The sequence below is a fragment of the Kitasatospora purpeofusca genome (assembly GCF_000718025.1).
Lineage (GTDB): Bacteria > Actinomycetota > Actinomycetes > Streptomycetales > Streptomycetaceae > Kitasatospora > Kitasatospora purpeofusca.
The window spans coordinates 213,123-232,265 of record NZ_JODS01000018.1 but is presented as its reverse complement, the minus strand read 5'-3'; the positions used below and the strand labels follow the sequence as shown (position 1 = coordinate 232,265).

Below are 19,143 nucleotides of genomic sequence, written 5' to 3'. Positions count from 1 at the left end.
GCGTTGACCCGGCTACAGAGAGTGCTCGCACCCGCGAGAAGCCAGCCCCAGGGTCTCGCCGGGTGACTTGGCCGCTGCCGATCTTGCCGGTTGGTGGCTAGCCCCTGCGCTCGGTTGGGGCTAGCTGAGCTGGGCGATCTTCCTGGGCGGTTGTGATGCGGCAGCTATGGAGTCATGGGTATGTCGGGGCTGGACGCACGGGTCGATACTCATGCGGGCCCTGGGATTACGGATGGGCGTGGACGGTTTACGACCTGGTGCGTGACTACGGCGGCGATGTGACCAGCGGCGTTGTGGGCGGCATGATCTGACGGCGTGATGATCAAGGTGAACCGTGCAGTCCTCGGCCATCGGGTGCTGACCGGCAACTCGCGCCGACACCTAGCGGAGCTCACCGCCGAGCTCGAGTCTCCCTGGCAGGCCGATGTTGAGGGACGGCGGCGTGCCGCCCGTGGTGGAGCGCGGCAACGGGCTGCCGGTGCGGGTGCCAGGCACCGGCTCGTGTTCATCGACCGGGTGACCGCTACGCTCATCCACCTGCGCCACGACCTGCCGCACGCGGTCCTGGCCCTGCTGTTCGGTGTTGACCGCTCCACGATCAGCCGGGCCGTCGGCGAGGTCAGGGGCCTGCTCGCCGCCTGCGGCTTCGCGGTGCCAGACCGTCCCGGGATCCGGCTGCGGACTCTGGCGGACGTCTTCGCCTACGCCCAGGCCGAGGGCGTCGTGCTGCGACTGGACGCAACCGAGGTCCAGGTCCGCCGCCCGACCTCGCACCGGGGTGGGCGTCGGGCCTTCGTTTCCGGCAAGAAGAAGCAGAACACGATGAAGGCCACCGTCGTCGCCGACGCGAAGGGCCGCACCCTGTGGGGCCGGCAACCTCCGCCCAGGACGAATGCACGACGCCACCGCGATACGGGGTGAAGGCATCGACGATCTATTCCGCCAGTTCCCCATGGTCCAAGTTCTCCTCGACGACGGCTACTTGGGACTCCGCAGAGACCATCCCGGCAAGGCAGTCACACCACCCAGGAAGCCGAACAAGATCGCCGCACCGGAAGTCCACGAAGCCCGGGAACGGGCCCGTCATGAGCACTCGTCCCAGCGCATCCCCGTCGAGCACGCCCTCGCCGACCACAAGCGCTGGAAAGGCCTGGCCCGCTGGACCCACCGCCGCGACACCCTCCCGGCGACCTACCTCGCCATCGCCGGCCTCGTCTCCGACCGCACCGCGGCCATCTGACCAACGGCCGCCGCGCAGCTCGTCACATCGCCGCCGCTATCACGCACCAGGTCGTTAGTCGGATCAGGTAGCTGGCCGGGGCAGTGGCACGATGCGGTGGAACGCGGCGGTCAGCTCGTGACGCCAGCGCCGGTCCGCAGCGAGCCGCAGACGCACACCATCTGCCCGGGGTAAGCGGCAAGCACGTCCGACCCGGCAACCCTCCTGACATTGACCTAGGATGATCTGACTTTATTCATGGCCCAGGGGGTTCGCGCATCCGTGACTATCGGCCATAGCAACGTTGCGCTGGCGGACGTACAGGCTGCGGCGGCGGGGTATCGGGTGTCTCCGTTCTTCAGGCGAACACCGCAGGCCCAGGATGCTGCCTGCCCGTGGCACCTGGTCGTCCTCGCTCCGGAGGGGAGCCAGGAGAGGGCAGCGGTGGCCTGGATAGTCGCGGACGCCATCATGCGCCACCGCTCCGGCCGCTCCACGGCCTACGACCTGTGGCGATCCGCAGCCACGACCAGCACTTCACTCACGGCTGCCGAGGCCCGGCGGGTGTCGGTATGCGTGCAACCGGTCTTCGGGCTGCCGACACGCCCTACGAACGCCGAGGACCATGTCCCTGGGCACGTCGGCGAGTGGCTGTGGTACCTGTTCCTCCACGAGGAAGAGCCCCAGGGCCGGGAGGTTGCCTTCCTAGAGCCGCCGAGTTGGAGTGTGACTGAGGGCGGCGGGGACGGATTCGTCGTGCACCGGCTGACGGGGGCTCCGGACACCTCGCTGCTGTTCCGCCTCTGGGAGATCAAAAAGTTCACCGGAGCAGGTTCCGTCAGCGGAACGATCAGCAAGGCCGCTGACCAGCTCAAAGAGCGGGGCCTGGAATATCTGGCAAAGCTCTGCAGCGCGCACGCCAACGAGCCGGGCGACATCGGCGAACTGATGTCCCAGCTGGTAGAGCTGTGGATCCAGGCCGATCCCAGCGGCGGTGCTGGCGTAAGCGTCTCCACCAACACTGCCTCGCTGCCCAAGCGGTCCGCCTTCACGCAGGTACCCGGCTATCTGCCTGATCTCAGACACCCGGGGCAGCTTGAAGGGCTGATCGTCGCAGTGGGCGACTTCACCAAATTTGCCGACCAGGTGAAGGAGCTCTTGTGGAGCGCACTCTGAGCCTTCCCGTCCTACGGGAAGCCCTGGGCTCGCTGCGGACCTCAACACTCCCGAGCCCTGAAGAGCTGATGCGCCTCATCGCCGACATCGAGGTCCGCGCGATGATGAACAGGTTCGAGGTCGACGACTCCGTGCTGCGCACGGCCTGGTACCTGCACGGCGTCGCGGCCCTCCCCGAGGCGGCTGAGCGCTACAATCCGGCGCGGCAACGGCATGCGTTCGCCGTCAGCGCTCACATCTTCGACCTGGCGCTCGCCGACACCGAGCGGCCGGCTGCCGAGCTTCTATCCCTGGCCTTCGGCGCGCAGATCGGCTACCGGCGCTGCGACCAGGATCCGAACGCCACAGCCGTCTGGCGGCGCGTCGCCGACCTGTGTCACGGCCCGGATCCGCTGCGCCGCAGCGGTGAGGCTCAGCCCCTCGCGGCCCTGGACGCCATCGAGACGCTCTCGGTGGAGGCGGGCGTGGCCTTCCTCGGCTTCGACACCGGGCGGCTGTGGGACCTGCTGCGGCATTGGCGCCGCCGGATGCGCGAACTGCAGGATCTGCTCGGTCTGGACGATCTGCAGGGCACCCTCTTCGGGCCAACCCAGGACGTGGTGAACGCAGTCGCCGACCTGACCAACTTTCTCGTTTTCGGCGCACGCGACCGCCTACGGCGGGCCCATGAAGCCCTGGAACGAGTGGTGAGCGGGCGCAGTGGCAGGGGGGACGTCAATGCGCAATGGGTGGCTGCCCACCTGCTTCGACTGTTGGGTGACCTCGGTGCGGGCAGTCTGCACGAGCTGTTGCCTCCCGATGCTCGGAGGGCAGTCGCCCAGGCGTTCACGCTGACGTCGCCGCCGGTGCTGACGCTGTGGCCGCCGCAGCGTGAGCTGCTCAGCCGAGGCAGTGCCAATCCGCTGGATCCATCGACCAGTCGGCTCCTGGTGAGTGTGCCGACTAGTGCCGGGAAGAGCCTGATCTCGCAGCTGATCATGTGCTCGCACCTGGCGACGGTGCCCGGTCGGGTGGTGTACGTGTCGCCGCTGCGAAGTCTTACCCGTGAGATGCGCCGTTCCCTGCGCGAGCGGTTGCGTGTGCTGGACCGGGAGTTGGACGCGGACGTTCCGGAGTTCCCCGGTGCCTGGCAGGTCTTCGGGCCGACGGAGGAGGAGCCGGCGGATGTGGAGGTCATCACCCCTGAACGCCTGATGCACAGCCTGCGCAACGACCCCGAAACGGCGTTGAAGGATGTGACGCTGATTGTGGTGGACGAGGCCCATCACATAGCCCAAGGAAAGCGCGGGTTTCTCCTGGAGGGACTGCTGGCATTCTGCCAGACCTACCCGGATGCACCCCGGCTCGTGCTGCTGTCGGCCGCAGTCGGCAACGGCGCGGCACTGGCCTCCTGGCTCGCCCCCGGCACCCCCGAGGTCCTGTTCACCTCGGCGTGGCGTGGGCCACGCCGTCTGCACGGGCTGCTCTCCACCACGCCCTCCTGGGACGAGCAGTCAACAACGGCCCGGCCGCGCTCAGCCGATTTGCCGTGGCAAACCAGCGTCCCGTTGTCGGTAGGGATCAGCCTACGTCCCGCAGAGTCCATGACACCCATTCAGCTATCGACTCAGCCGGTCGGCGAACTCGTCCTCAATCACCCTGTTGAGTCCAGCCTCAGGGGGTGCAAGAAGGACAAGAGCAAAAGCACGGCGGCGTACAAGATGTTCGCTGCAGCTGCAACGTTGCTGCTGCCTGCTGGCGCCATGCTGGTCGTCGCGGGCACCAAGGACCTAGCGCAGTCCACTGCAATGGCGATGGCCAAGCACCTGCCGGAGTTTGAGCCGGCCCTGGAACTCGCCCAGTTGTTCGCTGAGCAACTCGGCGAGGAGCACCCTCTCGTCGGCTGCACCCGCCACGGAGTGGCGTTCCACCACGCGGCTCTCCCTGACGATGTCCTGGAGGCCGTCGAGGACGCGCTGCGCGGTGCACGCCTGCTGGCCGTGGCTAGCACCAGCACCTTGACCGACGGCGTGAACCTGCCAGTTCGCACCGTCCTGATCACCGCCGACCTCGACAGCGAGGAGACCAACCGCGGTTCCGCGTCGTACGGGCTCGATCCGGCCCGACTGCTCAACGCCGTCGGCAGGGCAGGAAGGGCCGGCCAGGAGAGCGAGGGCTGGATCCTGCTCGCCCTGAACCGGGAGACCAGCACGGAGGACTACAACCTTTTCTCGCCTGACAGCGAGCAGCTTCAGGTCCGCTCCGCGCTCGCCAGCCACGCCGCATTGGAGGCGCTCGCAGCCGCCGAGGCGATCATCACCTCCAGCGCGGACGACGTCATGGCGGTAGCCCAGGGCATGGCCGCCGACTTCATAAGCTTCGTATGGTTCGTCCTCGATGCTCACGCGCACCTGGAAGCAGCCGCTCCCGACCCGATCGGTACGGTCGACCGCCTTCTGGCTATGCAACAGCTTCCGGACCAGGACCGCGCGCGCTGGTACAGCCTGGCGCAGACCACCCGTCATCGTTATGCGGCGACGAACCCGGCGAGCCGTCGCCGCTGGACGAGCGCCGGCACCAGCCTGCGCAGCGCTCGCACCTTGGATGGGCTGGCCCGACGAGTGGCCCAACGCGCTGCGACCTTCGACGGAGAGATGACCACCTTCGACATGTGGTCCGTGCTGGAACCCGACGAACTGACCCTGGCGGAGACCCTGCAGATCCTGGAAGAAGAGCAGGTCTACGAGGCGCTCCTTCAGCTCCCGGAACGGGAGAAGGCCTGGCAGTTCCGCGACCGCCGTCGAGGAAGGAACCGCCAGGCGGTCCAGGTCGACCTCGCCGGGGCAATCACGCGCTGGGTCAATGGCACACCCATCCCAGCGATGGCACGGGAGTGGCTGCCGAACGCAGAGATCGACTGGGCCTTGGAGCAGGCCGTCTCCAACATCAGCGTCACCTTCGAGCACTACCTGTCCTGGACAGTCGGCGCGCTCATCAACATGGCCAACGAAGAGTTGGCCCACATGTCCGCCCCTCTCCGCCTTCGGACCACTACCGCCTGGTGCCTGCGCTATGGCGTCGACACCGAACAGGCCCTCCACCTACTCATCCACGGCGTCCGCTCCCGCACCCTCGCCTACAACGTCGGCCAGTGGGCTGCCTACGAAGACATCGCCCCCACCGACCTCGGCACACAGCTGGCCTCTCAGCACATCCCCGGATGGCACGATCGTTTCCGACCGACAGCCTTGGAGATCGATGACCTCCTGGAGTACGTCCGCCGACGCCGACGCAGCCTACTTCCAACCCTCCTGAAGGGGGACCCGGTCGAGTTGGAAATCGAACCCGACCTCTCAATCGAACCCACACCTGGCAGGGTGAGTCTCGTCTGGACCAACACCAAGCCAGCCCGCGAAATTCTCATCACAGACGACCATCGCACTCGCGGCCGCATCGCTGCGAGAGACCACGCCGATGTCGCTGCTGCCCTGCGCAGCGGCTTAGTGATCGATGCGATTCTGGAAGGAACGCGCCTACGACTTTCCCACGCAGCCGCAGACCAATAGTCCAGGCTCTGCGCCGGGGTCCGAACACTCGTGGCGGACGGTGATCCGAGTGCCCTCGGGCAGGTCGTTCAGGCCGGTCGGCTCGGCTTGGACTCCGCCGGGCTGGGACCTGGACGGCGGCCTCTACCTGACCGAGCCAGGCTGGAGGTTCGACCGCTACCGCTGAGTTGGTCCTCCCCATTACGAGTGGCTGCGCAGAGTACCCCCGGCGCCGAGGCGGGACAGCAGCGGCAGTTACTCGAGCGGGTGAAAATTCATCAGCTCACCGCCTCTTTCGGGCGTCTCACCCACGGCTGCCGCCGCCAAGTGCTTCTGTTCTCACATGAGTACGCGGCCCAGCCCCGGCATCCGCTCGGACGAATGCGATCTCATTGCGCTGACCAGCACGTTCACCGCCGATGGAGCCCATCGGGAACAGCTGGCGCTCGGTGAGGGCTGGACACGGCGGTGGGTCACGACCTGGCAGCTGAACGGCAGCCAGGTCGTCTGGCCGGTCCGAGACCTCGGGTCGGTACCGGTGTTGGACTCGGAGCCGGTACGCCGGTTCACTTGGCGAGCCCGGCAGCGGCACCGGCCAGGACTGGAGTTCATGGTCTCCACCGGCCGCCTCAACGGTTTCGAGTCGCTGGAGGAGCGGGACCTGCTGCGGGCGCTTGACTTCCTGCGAGCTCGGGAGGTGCTGCCGCAGCCGTTCCGCCTGGACTTTGAGCACACCGCTGGCCGCTCCGCGCACATCCCGGACTTCCTCGCGCTGCTGCCGGGCGGGTCCTGGCTGTTCGATGTCCGCCCCGCTGCCCTGGTGAAGGACGAGGACGCGGTGAAGTTCGCCGCCGCCTCGGAGGCCGCGACGGCGGTCGGCTGGCGCTACAGCGTGGTCACCGGCTGGCGCCCGCACGTGGTCGGAGTGCTGGACGCGCTGTCGGCCCGGCGCCGTCCGCGCAAGGACCCGCTCGGCCTCCAGGCCGAGCTCCTGGCCGTTGTCGGCGGCGGGCCGGTCACGTTCGGGGAGTTGTCGGAGGCCACGCCTTGGCCGGCGCTCGCCCGGCCGGAGGCAATTCATCTGCTCTGGCACCGGCGCCTTGGCCTCGATCTTGGCTCCCCGCTCGGCGACCGCTCTCTCGTCTGGCTCGCTGGCTGGCACTCGGGCCGCCAGCTTCCGGGGCAGGGGCTGTGGTCGTGAGCAGGGGCGTTCTGCTGCTCGCTCCCGGGCTCCAGCTGGAGCTCGACGGGGCCTGCTTCACTGTTGAGGAACTTGAGCCACACCTGGGCCGGGTGGTGCTGGCCGACATGGAAGGCGGGCTCAGTCGGCGGTCGTTGCGCTGGCTGGCCAACCATCCTGGTCTTCGCCCCGCCCGTTCGGCCGGACAGGGGGACCGACCTGCGCGGGACCGGCGGGGCACGGCACTGTCCGATCTGACGCCCGAGCAGGTTCGGCAGGCCCGGATCCGCGCCGAGCACGTCCTGGAAGCCGAGACGGGATTCCGCGCCGGGAGCCCGGACCGGGCCCAGGCCGGGGAGCCGAGGCCGGGCTTCGACCCGCGGGTGACCACGGTCGGCGAGCGGCGCCGTGCGAAGGCGGCCGAGCTGCGGGCCCTGCCAGAGATCGAGGCCCGGGCACTGGGCCTGCGGTTCATGAGCCTTCGCACTCTGGAGCGCCTGGGCCGCAGCACGGGCGAGGACTTGGTACTGGCCTGCGCGGACGGCCGGTGGCTGCGGACCGGTGGTAGCCGACCAAGCGTCACAAAGGAGATCCGGGAGGGGATCTTCGCTGTCCGGGCAGAGTGCGTGGAGCGGTCGCGGATCACCATGGCGGCCCGGCATCGGCTGCTGCACCAGTACGTCGCCGAGGTGTTCCCCGACTTCCCGGCTGAGGAAGTTCCCAGTTGCAAGACGCTGGGGCGGGTCTGGCGAGAGTGGTTCGGGCCGGGCGGCTCGAGGCAGCGTTACGTCCGCACCGCCGAGATCGCCGAGGCGGGGCGGCGGGTGGTGGTGCACCGGCCGGGGCAGGTCGTCGCGCTGGACTCCACGCCGCTGCCGGTGAAGGTTCGTGAGCACGTGTTCGGTGAGCCGGTCTCCGTGGTGCTGTCGCTGGCGCTGGATCTTTACACGCACTCGATCGTGGCGTTCCGCCTCACGCTGGTGTCGGACACGTCGGTGGACATCGCGATGCTGTTGCGGGACGCATCCAACGACCTGGCCAAACCGCCACCGTCTCGCCAACTAGCGTGTCCGGTCACACACCGGTGAGCGGCGAGCGCGGCCGGGCCGGGAAGGCGCTCTGGTCGTACCGGTACGGATCTGGCACGATCCGACCGACATCCGCGTGAGCGGTAGAGCTCCCGAGAAGATCCGAGGAAGATTGTGAAGGCCCTACGGACCCGCGTGCCACACCTGCTGACGGTCGTCCTGCTGTTCCTCGGGGTGCTGGCCGGCGCGACGGCGCAGGCCCAGGCGGCCCCGCAGCAGGTCACCGCCAGCACGACCATATGCTCCAACACGCCCGTCCCCGCCGGGTGGGTCATCACGCACTCGACCCCCAGCCGCAACTGTCCCGCCACCCGTGTCGAGTACTCCATCAGCGACTCGACCGAGCAGACGTACTTCGACGTCTGCTCCTTCTCGCCCGTCCCCGCGGGCTGGGTCGTGACGGGCTCCTACAGCGGCAGCATCAAGTGCGCCGGCAGCGGCGTCGACTACACCATCAAGAACACCGCTGGCGTGACCACCGCCCTCAGCGTCTGCTCTTTCTCCCCCGTCCCGACCGGGTGGGTCGTCACCGCCTCGTACAGCGGCAGCCGCACCTGCGCCGGCAGCGGCGTCGACTACAGCATCAAGAACACCGCCGGGCTGACCCGCGCCTGGGTGTGCTCCTTCTCCCCGATTCCCGCCCAGTGGGCCGTCACCGGCGGAGTCAACACCAGCAGCTGCGCCGGCAGCGGCGTCGAGTACACCATCGACAACCTCAGCAACCAGACGTACGCCGTGGTGTGCTCCTACTCCCCGATCCCGAAGGGATGGGTCGTCACCGCCTCGTCCGCCGGCACCGGCTGCATCGGCACCACCCGGCTGTTCTCCCTCAGCAAGGCCTGATCCCCGACCCCGAACTCCCGTGCCGGGCCGTCCGCCCCTCCGGGCGGGCGGCCCTGCGGGCGGGCCCGAGGACGGTCACCGGTGCGGGCGGAACACGGCGCCGGGGCGGAGTCGGATCGGGAGAGGCGGGGCGTTCGGCCGGCCCGGAACCCACCCGACCGGTTCGGCAGGACGGAACTGCACACGGCCGGTCACCGCCACCGCCGATCGGGCCGTCACCGGTGCGGCCGCCACCGTCGCCGTCCCCGCCGGGGGTGGCGTGGCCACCGCGGCCGCATCCATGACCGGGCTCCCGTCCGGGGCTCCGATCGATGTCTTCGCCGACCTGTTCGGCGTCCAGGACGACCCCTGCAACCCAGGGGCGATCGCCCTGCCCCGGAGCCGACTGCTGTCCGTGGACTCCCGCCGCCAGGTCCGGACCCGACCCGACGCCCCGCGGACGCTGCAGCTCACCGACAGCATCGTCCTCACCGGCGTGGACGACGCCGGCGATCTCGGCAAGTACGTGTTCTACCTGGACGTCCGGACCGCCGGACCCGGCTCGGGTGCGTCGGACGGCATCGGCACCCCCACTCTCGGCCAGGGCTCCCAGGGGGCGTCGGTGCGCAAGCTCCAGCGGCTGCTGAACGATCACCCGCCCGACCTGCGGCTCGCCGTCGACGGCTGGTTCGTCCCGGTCACGGACGGCCGCGTGCGCGAGTTCCGGCAGCGCGTCGCCATCGCGGTCGACGGCATCGTCGGGCCGCAGACGTGGGCACACCTGACGCAGTAGCGGGCCGTCGGCCGGATTCGTGTTCCCGGGCTGTCCGCTGACGACCGCGGACGAGTGGAAGGGGTTCTCGTCGGCGTCCGGCGCGGCGGAGTCCGGCGCGGTGCGGATCAACCCGAACCACCCGTGAGCCCTGCTCGCCGGAACGGGCTCAGACCTCCGGCGGGGCGGCGGCCCCGGACGGGGTCGCGGTGGTCTCGCGCAGGCGGCGGCGGTGTTTGCGCATGGAGACCTGGGAGCCGCAGCCGGTGCTGCAGTACAGCCCTCCGCCGTTGCGGGTGCGGTCGAGGAAGCCGAAGTGGCACGGAGGGTTGCGGCAGGCCTTGATCCGGGCCCAGTCGCCGGTCCCGGCGAAGGCCGTCACCGCGGCCAGGACGGTGCCGAACACGCGCGGCGCTCCCGCCTGCGGCGAGGTCAGCCCGACCCCGTCGGCCGTGACCACCGTCGCCAGCGGATAGAGCGGGCCCACTCGCCGCAGGTGCTGCTCGGCGCGCAGCAGCGGCTCGCCCCGGCTCTCCTCGTCGCCGGAGTGCGCGAGCAGCAGTGTCACCAGGGCGTCGCGCAGTTCGCGCGCGGCCGCGGCGTCGGCGTCGGTGACCACGGTTTCGCCGCCGAACTCGTCGCGCTCGGCCAGCCAGGCGGCGAACGAGTCGCCGTCCGCGAAGAGTTCGCGGCGGCCCGCTCCGTCGGCGCGCGTGTTCACGAAGGCGAGCACGGTCTCCACCGTCGGCGTGACGGTGCGCGGGCTTGGTCCGGGGGATCCGGCCGTCGCTGTGGTCATCCCCCCACAGTACCTCAGTGCGAGTGGAGCTACTCCGGCTAGTGGGCAACCGTCGAAGCGATCAGGGTTGACGCGTTGCGAGCTATCGCTCTACGGTCGCAACATGAACGAAACCTCCACCCCCCGGACCGACCTCCGCACCTGGCTGATCACCGGCGCCACCTCCGGCATCGGCCACGAACTGACGCTCCAGGCACTGGAGAACGGCGACAACGTCGCGGCCCTCGCCCGCGACACCTCCCCCCTGGACGGGACGGCGCGGGCCCACGGCGGGCGCCTGCTCCTGGTCCGGACTGACGTCCGGGACGAGAGAGCCGTCCAGGGCGCCGTGGACGCCGCGCTCGCCCGGTTCGGCCGGATCGACGTCGTGGCCAACAACGCGGGCTACGGACTCTTCGGAGCCGTCGAGGAGGCCTCCGACGCACAGGCCCGCGCCGTCTTCGACACCAATGTCTTCGGAGTGCTCAACGTGCTCCGCGCGACGCTGCCGGTGCTCCGGGCCCAGCGGTCGGGACACGTCCTCCAGGGCTCGTCGGTCTACGGGCAGTCCGCCCACCCCGGCGTGGGCCTGCTGGCCGCCACCAAGCACGCGGTCGAGGGGCTGTCGGACGCGCTCGCGGCCGAGGTCGCACCGCTCGGCATCAAGGTCACCCTCGTCCAGCCCGGACTGACCGCGACCCCCTTCCTCGCCAACCTCGACGTCGCGGCCGGCCTGGACGACTACGACCCGACCGTCCGCGAGGTCCAGAAGGGCATTGGGGAACTGCCCACGACCGCGTTCTCCGCCGCGGCGCGGATCGCCGCAGGCATCCGGGCCGCGGTCGACAGCCCCAACCCCCCGCTGCGCCTGGCCCTCGGCGCCTCCGCCGCGACGGACATGCGCTCCGCCCTGACGGAACGGCTCGCCGACCTCGACGGCCGGCAGGGCGTGACCGACGCCATGGACGAGTAGGGCGACGGGACGGGGCGAGGAGCGGCACGGCTCCCGCCGCCGCCCCGGCACGGCACAGGGGTCCGGGTCGAAGCCGCAGCAGACGGCTTCGACCCGGACCCCTGTCGTGGCACAGCTCCACCCCCGCGGCGCCACCCGGCCGGGACTACTCAGCCAGGCGCGCCAGGGACAGGGACAGGGCGAGGTCGAGTGCGTCCTCGGCGGCGCAGGGGACGTCGGGGCGGACGCCGGTGCCCTCCCAGTTGGTGCCCGAGACCGGGTTGACGGCGCGGGCGACGGGGACGCTGAGTTCCAGGTGCGGGTGCACCGTCCAGCCGTCGCGCGGGTGGGCGCCGCCGCGGGTGGCCTCGCCGACGATCTCGGCGCGGCCGAGCTGCTGCAGGTCGTAGGCGAGTTCCTCGCCCGCGGAGAAGGTCTTTCCGCTCGTCAGGACGTAGAGCGGCTTGTCGGCGCCGAAGCGGGCACCCGGCACGAACGGGGGCGTCCAGGACTGCGCGACCCGCTCCCCCTGCTTCGAGAGCATCGTGTTGAGGTGGGTGCGGCCGTCGAGCAGGTAGCCGCAGACGAAGGCCACGGTGTCCGGGTCGCCGCCGAGGTTGCGGCGCAGGTCCAGAATGAGTGCCTCGGCCGGTGCCACCAGCGAGAGCGCCGCGGCCAGCGGCTGCGCGGCCCAGTCGAGCGGGAACATGTGGGACGAGATCTCCAGCACCGCGACGCCGCCGTCGAGGAGCTCGACCCGCGGAACGCCGCCCAGGTTGGCGTCGAACTTCCGCCGCATCTCGGCGAGCACCGCCTCGCCCTGCCCGGACGGCACCGGCACGTCGTGGTGCTTCAGGGCCAGGTGCAGGTCACCGTTGACGGATCGCAGGTCCGCGGTGACGGCGTCGGCCAACTCCTCGGCGGAACCGGCCGGGTAGGCGTCCTCGGCGTTCCGGCGGCGCAGCAGGTCCGCCAGTTCCCGGGCGACGTCCGGGAAGACGTAGTGCTCGCGGACCAGGTCGGCGACCGACTCGACGACGGTGGCGGTGTCCAGCGCGGGTGACGATGTGGTGGAAGTCATGGGAGGGAGTAGACCAGCGGCTTGCCAAAGCGTCAATCGTACTTAACGCTTGATTGGGTGAGCCATCAACCGGACGACAGCGTCCAGCGGATCAGCACGCCCCAGCAGCACACCGCCCTCGCCCACCCCACCCGTCAGCGCCTGCTGTTCGCGCTGAGCGGCCGGCCGTCGACGATCAGCCGGCTCGCCGCGCAGCTGGGGGTGAACAAGGGCAGCGTCTCCCACCACCTCCGGGTGCTGGGCGAGGCGGGGCTGATCCAGGAGGCGGGAACGCGACAGGTGCGCGGCGGCACCGAGAAGTACTACCGGCGGACGGCCGAGCGGATGGTCGTCGCCCGGCCCCGGGCCGAGGGCACCGCCGCGCTGTTCGGCGCCGTCGCCCAGGAGTTGGAACGCTCCCCCGTCGACCATCTTCTGACGCTTCGTCATATTCGGCTAAGTTCGGCCAAGGCGGCCCGGCTCGCCAAGGCGCTGGCCGAACTGGTCGACGGGGCGGAGGAGGAGCCGGAGGGCGAGCCGGTGCACGGCCTCCTGGTGACGCTCTACCAGCAGGCCGGGACGTAGCGGCCGGCAGGGCGGGGCCGGGCGGGACCGGGCCAGACTGGCGGGACCGGGCCGGACCGGCGGGGATCACTTGCCGGAGAGGCTCCAACCGCCTTCGCTGGCAGCGTCGTTGAAGGCGGCCCAGGCGGTGCCGTCGACCTTGAGCGCGTCGAGGAGGTAGGCGGAGATCGCGTCGGCGACGAGGGCGACGCGGGCGGGGTCCTCGTCGGTGGTCTCGGCGACCGCCTCGCCGGCGACGCCGCCCATGGTGTGCTCACCCTCGGCGACCGCGAGCAGGCTCTTCGGGGACGGGGCGAGGTGGTAGGCGTCGGTGAACCAGTCCGGCCCCCGCATGGAGAGCCGCGATTGGTCCTTGCCGCCCGCGACGACCAGGGTGGGGACGGTCATGGTGGAGTAGTCCGGCCTCATGAACGGCAGGTGCTCGACGGCGAACGGGGTGAGCGTGTCGCCGGCTCCGGTCGCGGCGATCAGTGCGCCGGCCGTGACGGCGGGGTGGGAGAAGTCCTCGCCGGGCACGCCGTCGGCGTCGAGCACGCGCGTGCCGAGGACCGCGCCGGCCGTCTGGGCGCCCCAGGAGTGGCCGGCGACCGCGACGCGTCCGCGGTCGACCCGGGCCTCCAGGCCGTCCACCTGGCGAAGGATGTCGCCGAGGTGGTCGAGGACGGCGTGGAGGTCGGCGATCCGCACCCGCCAGATGCCGGCGAAGCGCGGGTCCTCCCAGCCGATGCCGTAACGGCGGGAGTCCAGGTGGGTGGGCTGCACGACGACGAATCCGGCCGCGGCCCAGCGGTCGACGAGGGGCTCGTACCCGTCGAGGGACCAGGCGTTGCCGTGGGAGAACACGATGACGGGAAGGTTCCGGCCCGCCAGTGGGGCGGTGACCTTCACCTGCAGTTCGACACTGCGGCCGGGTGCGGGGACGGCAATGGGCTTGACCGAGACGATCCGCTGGTCCAGGGGGTGGACGGACATGGGGGGACCTGCGCTTTCTCCAGGAGAAGGCTCTGCCATAATTTGGCGGAGCAGCGTTCCGCCAATCTAGCGGAACATTGTTCCGCGAGTAAAGGAGAAGCCCGTGCCGGAACCGGTCGGAGTACGCCAAGCACAGGCGCAGCGCACCCGCGACGGCGTACTGGCGGCCGCCGCGGCGGTCTTCGTGGAGCAGGGGGTCCAGGCCCCCGTCCGGGACATCGCCGAACGCGCCGGCGTCGGCGTCGGCACGCTCTACCGGAACTTCCCGACCCGGGCCGACCTCGTCACCGCCGTCTACCGGCACCAGATCGACACCTGCGCCGCGCTCGCGCCCCGGCTGCTGGCGGAGTCCGACTCCCCGTTCACCGCCCTGACCCGCTGGGCGGACGCGTTCGTGGAGTTCCTGGTGACCAAGCACGGCCTCGGCGCGGCACTCGGGTCCGGCGACCCGGGGCTGGAGAACCTCCACACCCTGATGCTCGACACCCTGGTCCCCGCCTGCGCGACACTCCTGGACGCCTGCACGGCCGCCGGCGAACTCGAACCCGGCATCACCGCCTACACGTTGATGCGCGCCATCGGCAACCTCTCCATCACCGGCCCCGACTACGGCCGGGACGAGGTGGCACGGATGGTCGCCGCCCTCCTCGCGGGGTGCCGCAGCGGGGCATAGGCACAAGGGAGGCGCCCAGCGGCAGGCCGGGGCCCCGGCTTCCGGCGACGAGTCCGTTGCGGGCGGCGCCGACGGCTCGCGCCCGGGCTCCGAGGCACGGGTGCCGCCGGCGGAGCGCCGACCAGGGAGAAGACCAGGGAGAATGGGGCGGCGAGCGAGCCGGTCGCGACGACGAAGGAGAAGACCGCATGGCAGCAGTCGGGGTGCACCATCCCAAGGAGGACGCGGAATTCGACTTCGTGCTCGCGCACGTCGACGGTCCGGTGCTCGCGTACTTCTGGGGCGTGTGGGCCGCCGCCTGCAAGGACCTGGAACCGGTGGTCAAGGACGTGGCCCGCGAGTACGCGGGCCGCGTCGCCGTCGTCCGCACCGACATCGTGCGCTGCCCGGCGGCCACCGCACGGTACGGGGTGCTGGGCGCGCCGACCTTCGTGCTCGTCCTGGACGGCGAAGCGGTGGCCACCACGACGGAGGCGACCGACGGGGCGGGCGTCCGGGCCTTCCTGGACGCCCACCTCCGGCCCGGCGGGGACAGCTGACGGCCCCGAACCCGGACGGAGCCCCGGGACACCGGTACACCGGGTGAGGACCGTCCGGGACTCCGAACTCGTCTGCCTCGCGGTCGCCCAGGCCCTGCTCGGCTACCACTCCGAAGCCCGCTGGCTGCGCTACGCGAACAAGCACCTGTCCGACATGTTCCCCTACCTGCCCCAACGGCCCGGCTACAGCAAGCGGTTGAAGTCGGCACTGCCACTGCTCAAGCGCATGAGGCGAACGCGAGGTCCTGGCGGCGATGCTCGAAGTCGAGGCCGACTTGGTGGCCGCGCGCAGCGGCATCCTGCTCATGACGGACAAGGGATTCGCCTCCGAGCCGTTCGAGAAGGACCTCGCCGAGCAGGGCATCGAACTCCTGAGGCCGTCACTCAAGCGCGAGAAGAAGCGATACGGCGAGCCGATGCTCAAGAAGGTCCGCCAGCTGATCGAGTCGGTCAACGACACCCTCAAAGGGCAGCTTGACCTGGAACGACACGGTGGACGGACCTTCGAGGGCGTGGCCGCCCGGGTGACCCAGCGGGTCACCCGGGCGGCCGCCGGCATCTGGCACAACAACCTGATCGGCACACCGGTCACCCGCTCGCTGATCGCCTGCGACCACTGACCGCATCGGACCTGCTTGTCCTAGAAGGCCGCAGAGCGGTCCTCGCTGCGCGGATCGGTCACCTGGTGCCCTGCGTACAGGCCGGCGCGCGACTTGCGACGCCAGGGACGCGCGTAAGCCACTGCTTCTGCGGCGGCCTCGGAACCGTCGTCGAGGTCCACGACCGCCACCGACGGCGAACCGTCCGCGGGGCACCGTTCAAGCCAATCGCCGCCCGGGGCGATGACTCCGGACGGCGCGGTGGCGCTGTGCTGCGACGGCACCGAAAAGCTGACCCAGTAGCTGTTCGCCGCGGCGTGGCCCTGGGCTTGGGCGGCGGCGTTGCCCGGGGAGACGCCGGTCGTGGAGAACAGAACGCAGTCGACGTCCAGGCTCTCGTACTCGGCGAACAACTCCGGGTAGTGGATCTCCATGCCGAGCAGGCAGCCGAAACGCACACCGTCGACATCGAAGGTCACCGGTGAAATGCCCGGCGAGTACATGTACGAGACCTTCGTGTTCGACAGCAGGCGCTCGTCGTAGCGCGTGACCACCTCGCCGCGATCGGAGATGACGTAAAGGCTGTTGTGCGGGCGGTTCGGCTCAGTCAGGCGGTGCACCGAGGCGATCACCGTCCACAGCCGCAACTCGCCTGCCAGCTCGGTGATCGCAGCCAACTCTGCTCGCAGAACCGGCCACTGGCACCGGTCCCAGTCCGCCGGGCCGACCGCGTCCGGGCCATCCACGGACATGACGAGCTTGTGGGGAAAGCAGATCGCGCCTTCCGGGAAGTGCACGATCCTCGCGCCCCGAGCACCCGCCTCGCGCATCAGAGCACGGACCTGACGGCCGCTTTCGCGCAGCGCGTCCACATCTCGGGGGTCCTCGCGGACGGGGGTCTGCGCGACGGCAAGCCGCACGCTCTTGGGGTTCCTTACTTCCGACATGACGTCTCCTGATGGAGTCGGACGGAAGTGCCGGAGGGCAGACGTGTAGGACTCGCCGGTCTTAGCGGCACGGGCGCGCACCTGGCGCTTGAAGTTCCTGCGGGCTGTCATCGCGGCCTTCCACGCCTGAGCGACCGTTCCCCAGCAACCTCGCCCGAGGCGATCGGGCTGCGACAGCGACCTGAGACGCTAGTCCCTTTGCCTCCGATGGGAGACCGTGCTGGGGACGGTCGCGGGAGGTTCGGCGTAGGCCACGCAGTCCGTCATCATGCCGTCGCCCACAGCCCCCGTCAACCACCGCCACCCACTCACTGATCGCATACGACTACTGACCGACATCGGAACTACCCATCTAGGATCGGGCGCATGATCGTATGGCTCAACGGCACCCACGGTGCGGGCAAGACGACGACGGCGGCGCTGGTGCAGCCGCTGATTCCGGAGTCGCGGGTGCTCGACGCCGAGAAGGTCGGCGAGACGCTCATGGACATCACGCCGGGGCTGCCCGACACCGGCAACTTCCAGCACTGGCCGCCGTGGCGGCCGCTCGTGGTGGAGACCGCGCGGCGGGTGCTCGACTACACCGGGGGCACGCTGGTGATGCCGATGACCGTCCTGGTCGAGCGGTACTGGCGCGAGATCAGCACGGGCCTGGCCCAGCACGGCATCCCCGTACGGCACTTCGTCCTCCACGCCGACCAGGAGACGCTGCGCGGGCGGATCGAGGGGGACACCGTGCTCGGCGGCCCCTCGCCGTTCCGCCTCAGGTATCTGGAGCCCTACGCCGAGGCGGCCCGCACCTGGCTGCACGCGGAGGCCGAGGTCGTCGACACCACGCACCTCACGCCTGCCCAGGCCGCCCGGCGGATCGCGGAGGCGGTCACGGGCTGAGCCGGGCGGAGGCGTCGGCGGGGGCTTGGACGTCGGGGGCCGGAGGCGCCGGGCGGGTGCGCTCGGCCCAGCCGGCCAGGGGCGGGGCCACGGCGCCGAGGGCGGCGAAGAAGAGGCCGAGGAGCAGCCAGCCGGTGTGGCCGAGGCCGAGCACGGCGCCGGTCAGGACCAGCGGCGCGAGGGCCTGACCGGCGTTGAAGCCGATGCCGAGCAGGCCCTGGTACTGGCCCTGGGCGTGGTCGGGTGCGAGGCCGAAGCCGAGGGCGTAGCCGGCCGAGGACTCCCACACCTCGCCGATGCTGTGGAGGACCACCGCGAGCACGGCCAGCACCGGCGCCACCCAGGCGGGGACGTCGGCGGTCAGTGCCATCAGGGGGCAGCTGAGCAGGAACATCAGCCCGGCGAGGCGGAAGGCGCGCCCGCCCTGACGGGGGGTCTCCACCTTGGCGCCGAGCCTGCTCTGGAGCAGCACGCAGACGCCGCTGTTGATCGCGTAGACCGCCGCCACGGTCCAGCGCGGTGCGTCGGTGTGGGCGCTGAGCCAGATCGGCAGGAGCAGCGAGACGGTCTGGTACTGCAGGCCCATGGCGCTGTAGAGGGCGACGAAGGACACGTACGGCCGGTCGGCCAGGACCGACCACTGGCGGTGCTGCTCGGGCCGGGGCAGCGGCGGGTAGGCGGGGACGCCGAGCAGTGCGACCAGTGCGGCTCCGGCGAAGCTGGCGGCGTTGGCGAGGATCAGCGCGGTGTAGGCGGCGCGGGTGTCGATCTGGAGGGCGACGGCCGCGCCCAGGGTGCCCATGACCACGCCGAGGTTGACGTAGGTGCGGAGCCTGGCCCGGAACGCGGCGGGCCGCTCGCCGCCGGCCCTGGCGATGAGCGCGCCGCCCGCGGCGCCGCCCGCCGAGGCGGCCAGCCGGTCCACCGTGGCCAGCAGCACGAACGCGAGCCAGCTGTCGATGAGCACGAACGCGGCCATGCTGACCGCCTGGACGACGAGGGAGGTCAGCCAGATGACCCGCGGCCCGTACCGGTCGGCCAGGTTGCCCGCCGGGATGCCGGCCGCCAGGCCGCAGAGGCCGGCGATCGTCAGGCCCGCCCCGACCTGGGTGGCGGGCAGGTGCACCACGAGCGTGAAGTAGAGGACGGACGCGGCGTTGAAGAGGCCGTTGCCCACCCGGTTGACGAAACACGCGGCGATCAGGGCCCGTTGCGGACCGGCCTCCGACTCCTCGGACACCTTCCGCCCGGCCCCCCGCTTCATCATGATCATGTCGACGAGGCTAACAGCGGGCCTCTCGGCGTCCGCCGGCGCACCGGCCGTTCGCACACTTCCCGGACAGGAGCGCGGACCGGTACGGACATC

General features: G+C 70.5%; 16 protein-coding genes and 2 pseudogenes. 13 read left to right on the top strand and 5 right to left on the bottom strand.

Annotated elements, in window-relative coordinates:
* Positions 1-318: 318 nt before the first annotated feature.
* The 7 genes and pseudogenes from IF01_RS42270 to IF01_RS44240 all read left to right on the top strand — a co-directional run bounded on the left by IF01_RS42270 (position 319) and on the right by IF01_RS44240 (position 9,802).
* Positions 319-1,240: pseudogene (locus tag IF01_RS42270) on the top strand (transposase).
* Between the two features lie 423 nt (positions 1,241-1,663).
* Complete coding sequence (locus IF01_RS0124820) at positions 1,664-2,395, top strand: hypothetical protein (protein ID WP_157855340.1); 732 nt, start codon at positions 1,664-1,666, stop codon at positions 2,393-2,395.
* Positions 2,380-5,940 (top strand): DEAD/DEAH box helicase, encoded by a 3,561-nt coding sequence (locus IF01_RS0124815; RefSeq protein ID WP_030395746.1) that lies wholly within the window; start codon positions 2,380-2,382, stop codon positions 5,938-5,940. The genes IF01_RS0124820 and IF01_RS0124815 overlap by 16 nt, the downstream gene beginning before the upstream one ends.
* 322 nt (positions 5,941-6,262) lie before the next feature.
* The gene (locus tag IF01_RS0124810; RefSeq protein WP_078880266.1) at positions 6,263-7,120 is read left to right on the top strand and encodes a TnsA-like heteromeric transposase endonuclease subunit; all 858 of its coding nucleotides are present in this window, start codon (positions 6,263-6,265) and stop codon (positions 7,118-7,120) included.
* Complete coding sequence (locus tag IF01_RS0124805; RefSeq protein WP_157855339.1) at positions 7,117-8,187, top strand: hypothetical protein; 1,071 nt, start codon at positions 7,117-7,119, stop codon at positions 8,185-8,187. The genes IF01_RS0124810 and IF01_RS0124805 overlap by 4 nt, the downstream gene beginning before the upstream one ends.
* Before the next feature lie 135 nt (positions 8,188-8,322).
* Positions 8,323-9,030, top strand: coding sequence for a hypothetical protein (locus IF01_RS0124800; protein ID WP_030395743.1), 708 nt, complete (start codon positions 8,323-8,325; stop codon positions 9,028-9,030).
* Between the two features lie 280 nt (positions 9,031-9,310).
* Positions 9,311-9,802, top strand: a complete 492-nt coding sequence (locus IF01_RS44240) for a peptidoglycan-binding domain-containing protein (RefSeq protein WP_157855338.1) — start codon at positions 9,311-9,313, stop codon at positions 9,800-9,802.
* Between the two features lie 148 nt (positions 9,803-9,950).
* Here IF01_RS44240 and IF01_RS0124785 read toward each other — a convergent pair whose 3' ends face one another.
* A complete protein-coding gene (locus tag IF01_RS0124785) occupies positions 9,951-10,580 on the bottom strand; it encodes a CGNR zinc finger domain-containing protein (RefSeq protein ID WP_030395741.1) in 630 nt (209 codons plus the stop codon).
* 103 nt (positions 10,581-10,683) lie between these two features.
* On the opposite strand from IF01_RS0124785, the gene IF01_RS0124780 reads away from it, so the two are divergent.
* Positions 10,684-11,532 (top strand): SDR family NAD(P)-dependent oxidoreductase, encoded by an 849-nt coding sequence (locus IF01_RS0124780; protein WP_030395740.1) that lies wholly within the window; start codon positions 10,684-10,686, stop codon positions 11,530-11,532.
* Between the two features lie 145 nt (positions 11,533-11,677).
* Here the strand turns inward: IF01_RS0124780 and IF01_RS0124775 are convergent, their stop codons facing one another.
* Positions 11,678-12,592, bottom strand: a complete 915-nt coding sequence (locus IF01_RS0124775; protein ID WP_030395739.1) for a S41 family peptidase — start codon at positions 12,590-12,592, stop codon at positions 11,678-11,680.
* Positions 12,593-12,649: 57 nt separating this feature from the next.
* On the opposite strand from IF01_RS0124775, the gene IF01_RS0124770 reads away from it, so the two are divergent.
* Positions 12,650-13,156, top strand: a complete 507-nt coding sequence (locus tag IF01_RS0124770; RefSeq protein ID WP_030395738.1) for an ArsR/SmtB family transcription factor — start codon at positions 12,650-12,652, stop codon at positions 13,154-13,156.
* A 66-nt stretch (positions 13,157-13,222) separates the two neighbouring features.
* Here IF01_RS0124770 and IF01_RS0124765 read toward each other — a convergent pair whose 3' ends face one another.
* Entirely contained in the window at positions 13,223-14,128 is a 906-nt protein-coding gene (locus IF01_RS0124765) for an alpha/beta hydrolase family protein (protein WP_030395737.1), read from the bottom strand.
* 103 nt (positions 14,129-14,231) lie between these two features.
* On the opposite strand from IF01_RS0124765, the gene IF01_RS0124760 reads away from it, so the two are divergent.
* The 3 genes and pseudogenes from IF01_RS0124760 to IF01_RS49345 all read left to right on the top strand — a co-directional run.
* Positions 14,232-14,801, top strand: coding sequence for a TetR/AcrR family transcriptional regulator (locus IF01_RS0124760; protein WP_030395736.1), 570 nt, complete (start codon positions 14,232-14,234; stop codon positions 14,799-14,801).
* A gap of 188 nt (positions 14,802-14,989) precedes the next feature.
* Positions 14,990-15,340: a thioredoxin family protein gene (locus tag IF01_RS0124755; RefSeq protein WP_030395735.1), complete on the top strand. Its 351-nt coding sequence runs from the start codon at positions 14,990-14,992 to the stop codon at positions 15,338-15,340.
* Between the two features lie 58 nt (positions 15,341-15,398).
* A pseudogene (locus tag IF01_RS49345) lies at positions 15,399-15,960 on the top strand (hypothetical protein); the annotation flags it as partial.
* Positions 15,961-15,980: 20 nt separating this feature from the next.
* Here the strand turns inward: IF01_RS49345 and IF01_RS0124745 are convergent.
* Positions 15,981-16,859, bottom strand: a complete 879-nt coding sequence (locus IF01_RS0124745) for a carbon-nitrogen hydrolase family protein (RefSeq protein ID WP_244215618.1) — start codon at positions 16,857-16,859, stop codon at positions 15,981-15,983.
* A gap of 393 nt (positions 16,860-17,252) precedes the next feature.
* On the opposite strand from IF01_RS0124745, the gene IF01_RS0124740 reads away from it, so the two are divergent.
* A complete protein-coding gene (locus IF01_RS0124740) occupies positions 17,253-17,777 on the top strand; it encodes an AAA family ATPase (protein WP_030395733.1) in 525 nt (174 codons plus the stop codon).
* Here IF01_RS0124740 and IF01_RS0124735 read toward each other — a convergent pair.
* Positions 17,767-19,050 carry an MFS transporter gene (locus IF01_RS0124735; RefSeq protein ID WP_233290143.1) on the bottom strand — a complete coding sequence of 428 codons (1,284 nt, stop codon included), beginning with the start codon at positions 19,048-19,050 and terminating at the stop codon, positions 17,767-17,769. The genes IF01_RS0124740 and IF01_RS0124735 overlap by 11 nt on opposite strands.
* Positions 19,051-19,143 lie beyond the last annotated feature (93 nt).

Bases quoted from the DNA above. Each gene is read 5' to 3' on its own strand.
- IF01_RS0124810 (WP_078880266.1), top strand. From the start codon at position 6,263: ATGAGTACGCGGCCCAGCCCCGGCATCCGCTCGGACGAATGCGATCTC.
- IF01_RS44240 (WP_157855338.1), top strand. From the start codon at position 9,311: ATGACCGGGCTCCCGTCCGGGGCTCCGATCGATGTCTTCGCCGACCTG.
- IF01_RS0124785 (WP_030395741.1), bottom strand. From the start codon at position 10,580: ATGACCACAGCGACGGCCGGATCCCCCGGACCAAGCCCGCGCACCGTC.
- IF01_RS0124780 (WP_030395740.1), top strand. From the start codon at position 10,684: ATGAACGAAACCTCCACCCCCCGGACCGACCTCCGCACCTGGCTGATC.
- IF01_RS0124775 (WP_030395739.1), bottom strand. From the start codon at position 12,592: ATGACTTCCACCACATCGTCACCCGCGCTGGACACCGCCACCGTCGTC.
- IF01_RS0124765 (WP_030395737.1), bottom strand. From the start codon at position 14,128: ATGTCCGTCCACCCCCTGGACCAGCGGATCGTCTCGGTCAAGCCCATT.
- IF01_RS0124755 (WP_030395735.1), top strand. From the start codon at position 14,990: ATGGCAGCAGTCGGGGTGCACCATCCCAAGGAGGACGCGGAATTCGAC.
- IF01_RS0124740 (WP_030395733.1), top strand. From the start codon at position 17,253: ATGATCGTATGGCTCAACGGCACCCACGGTGCGGGCAAGACGACGACG.
- IF01_RS0124735 (WP_233290143.1), bottom strand. From the start codon at position 19,050: ATGATCATGATGAAGCGGGGGGCCGGGCGGAAGGTGTCCGAGGAGTCG.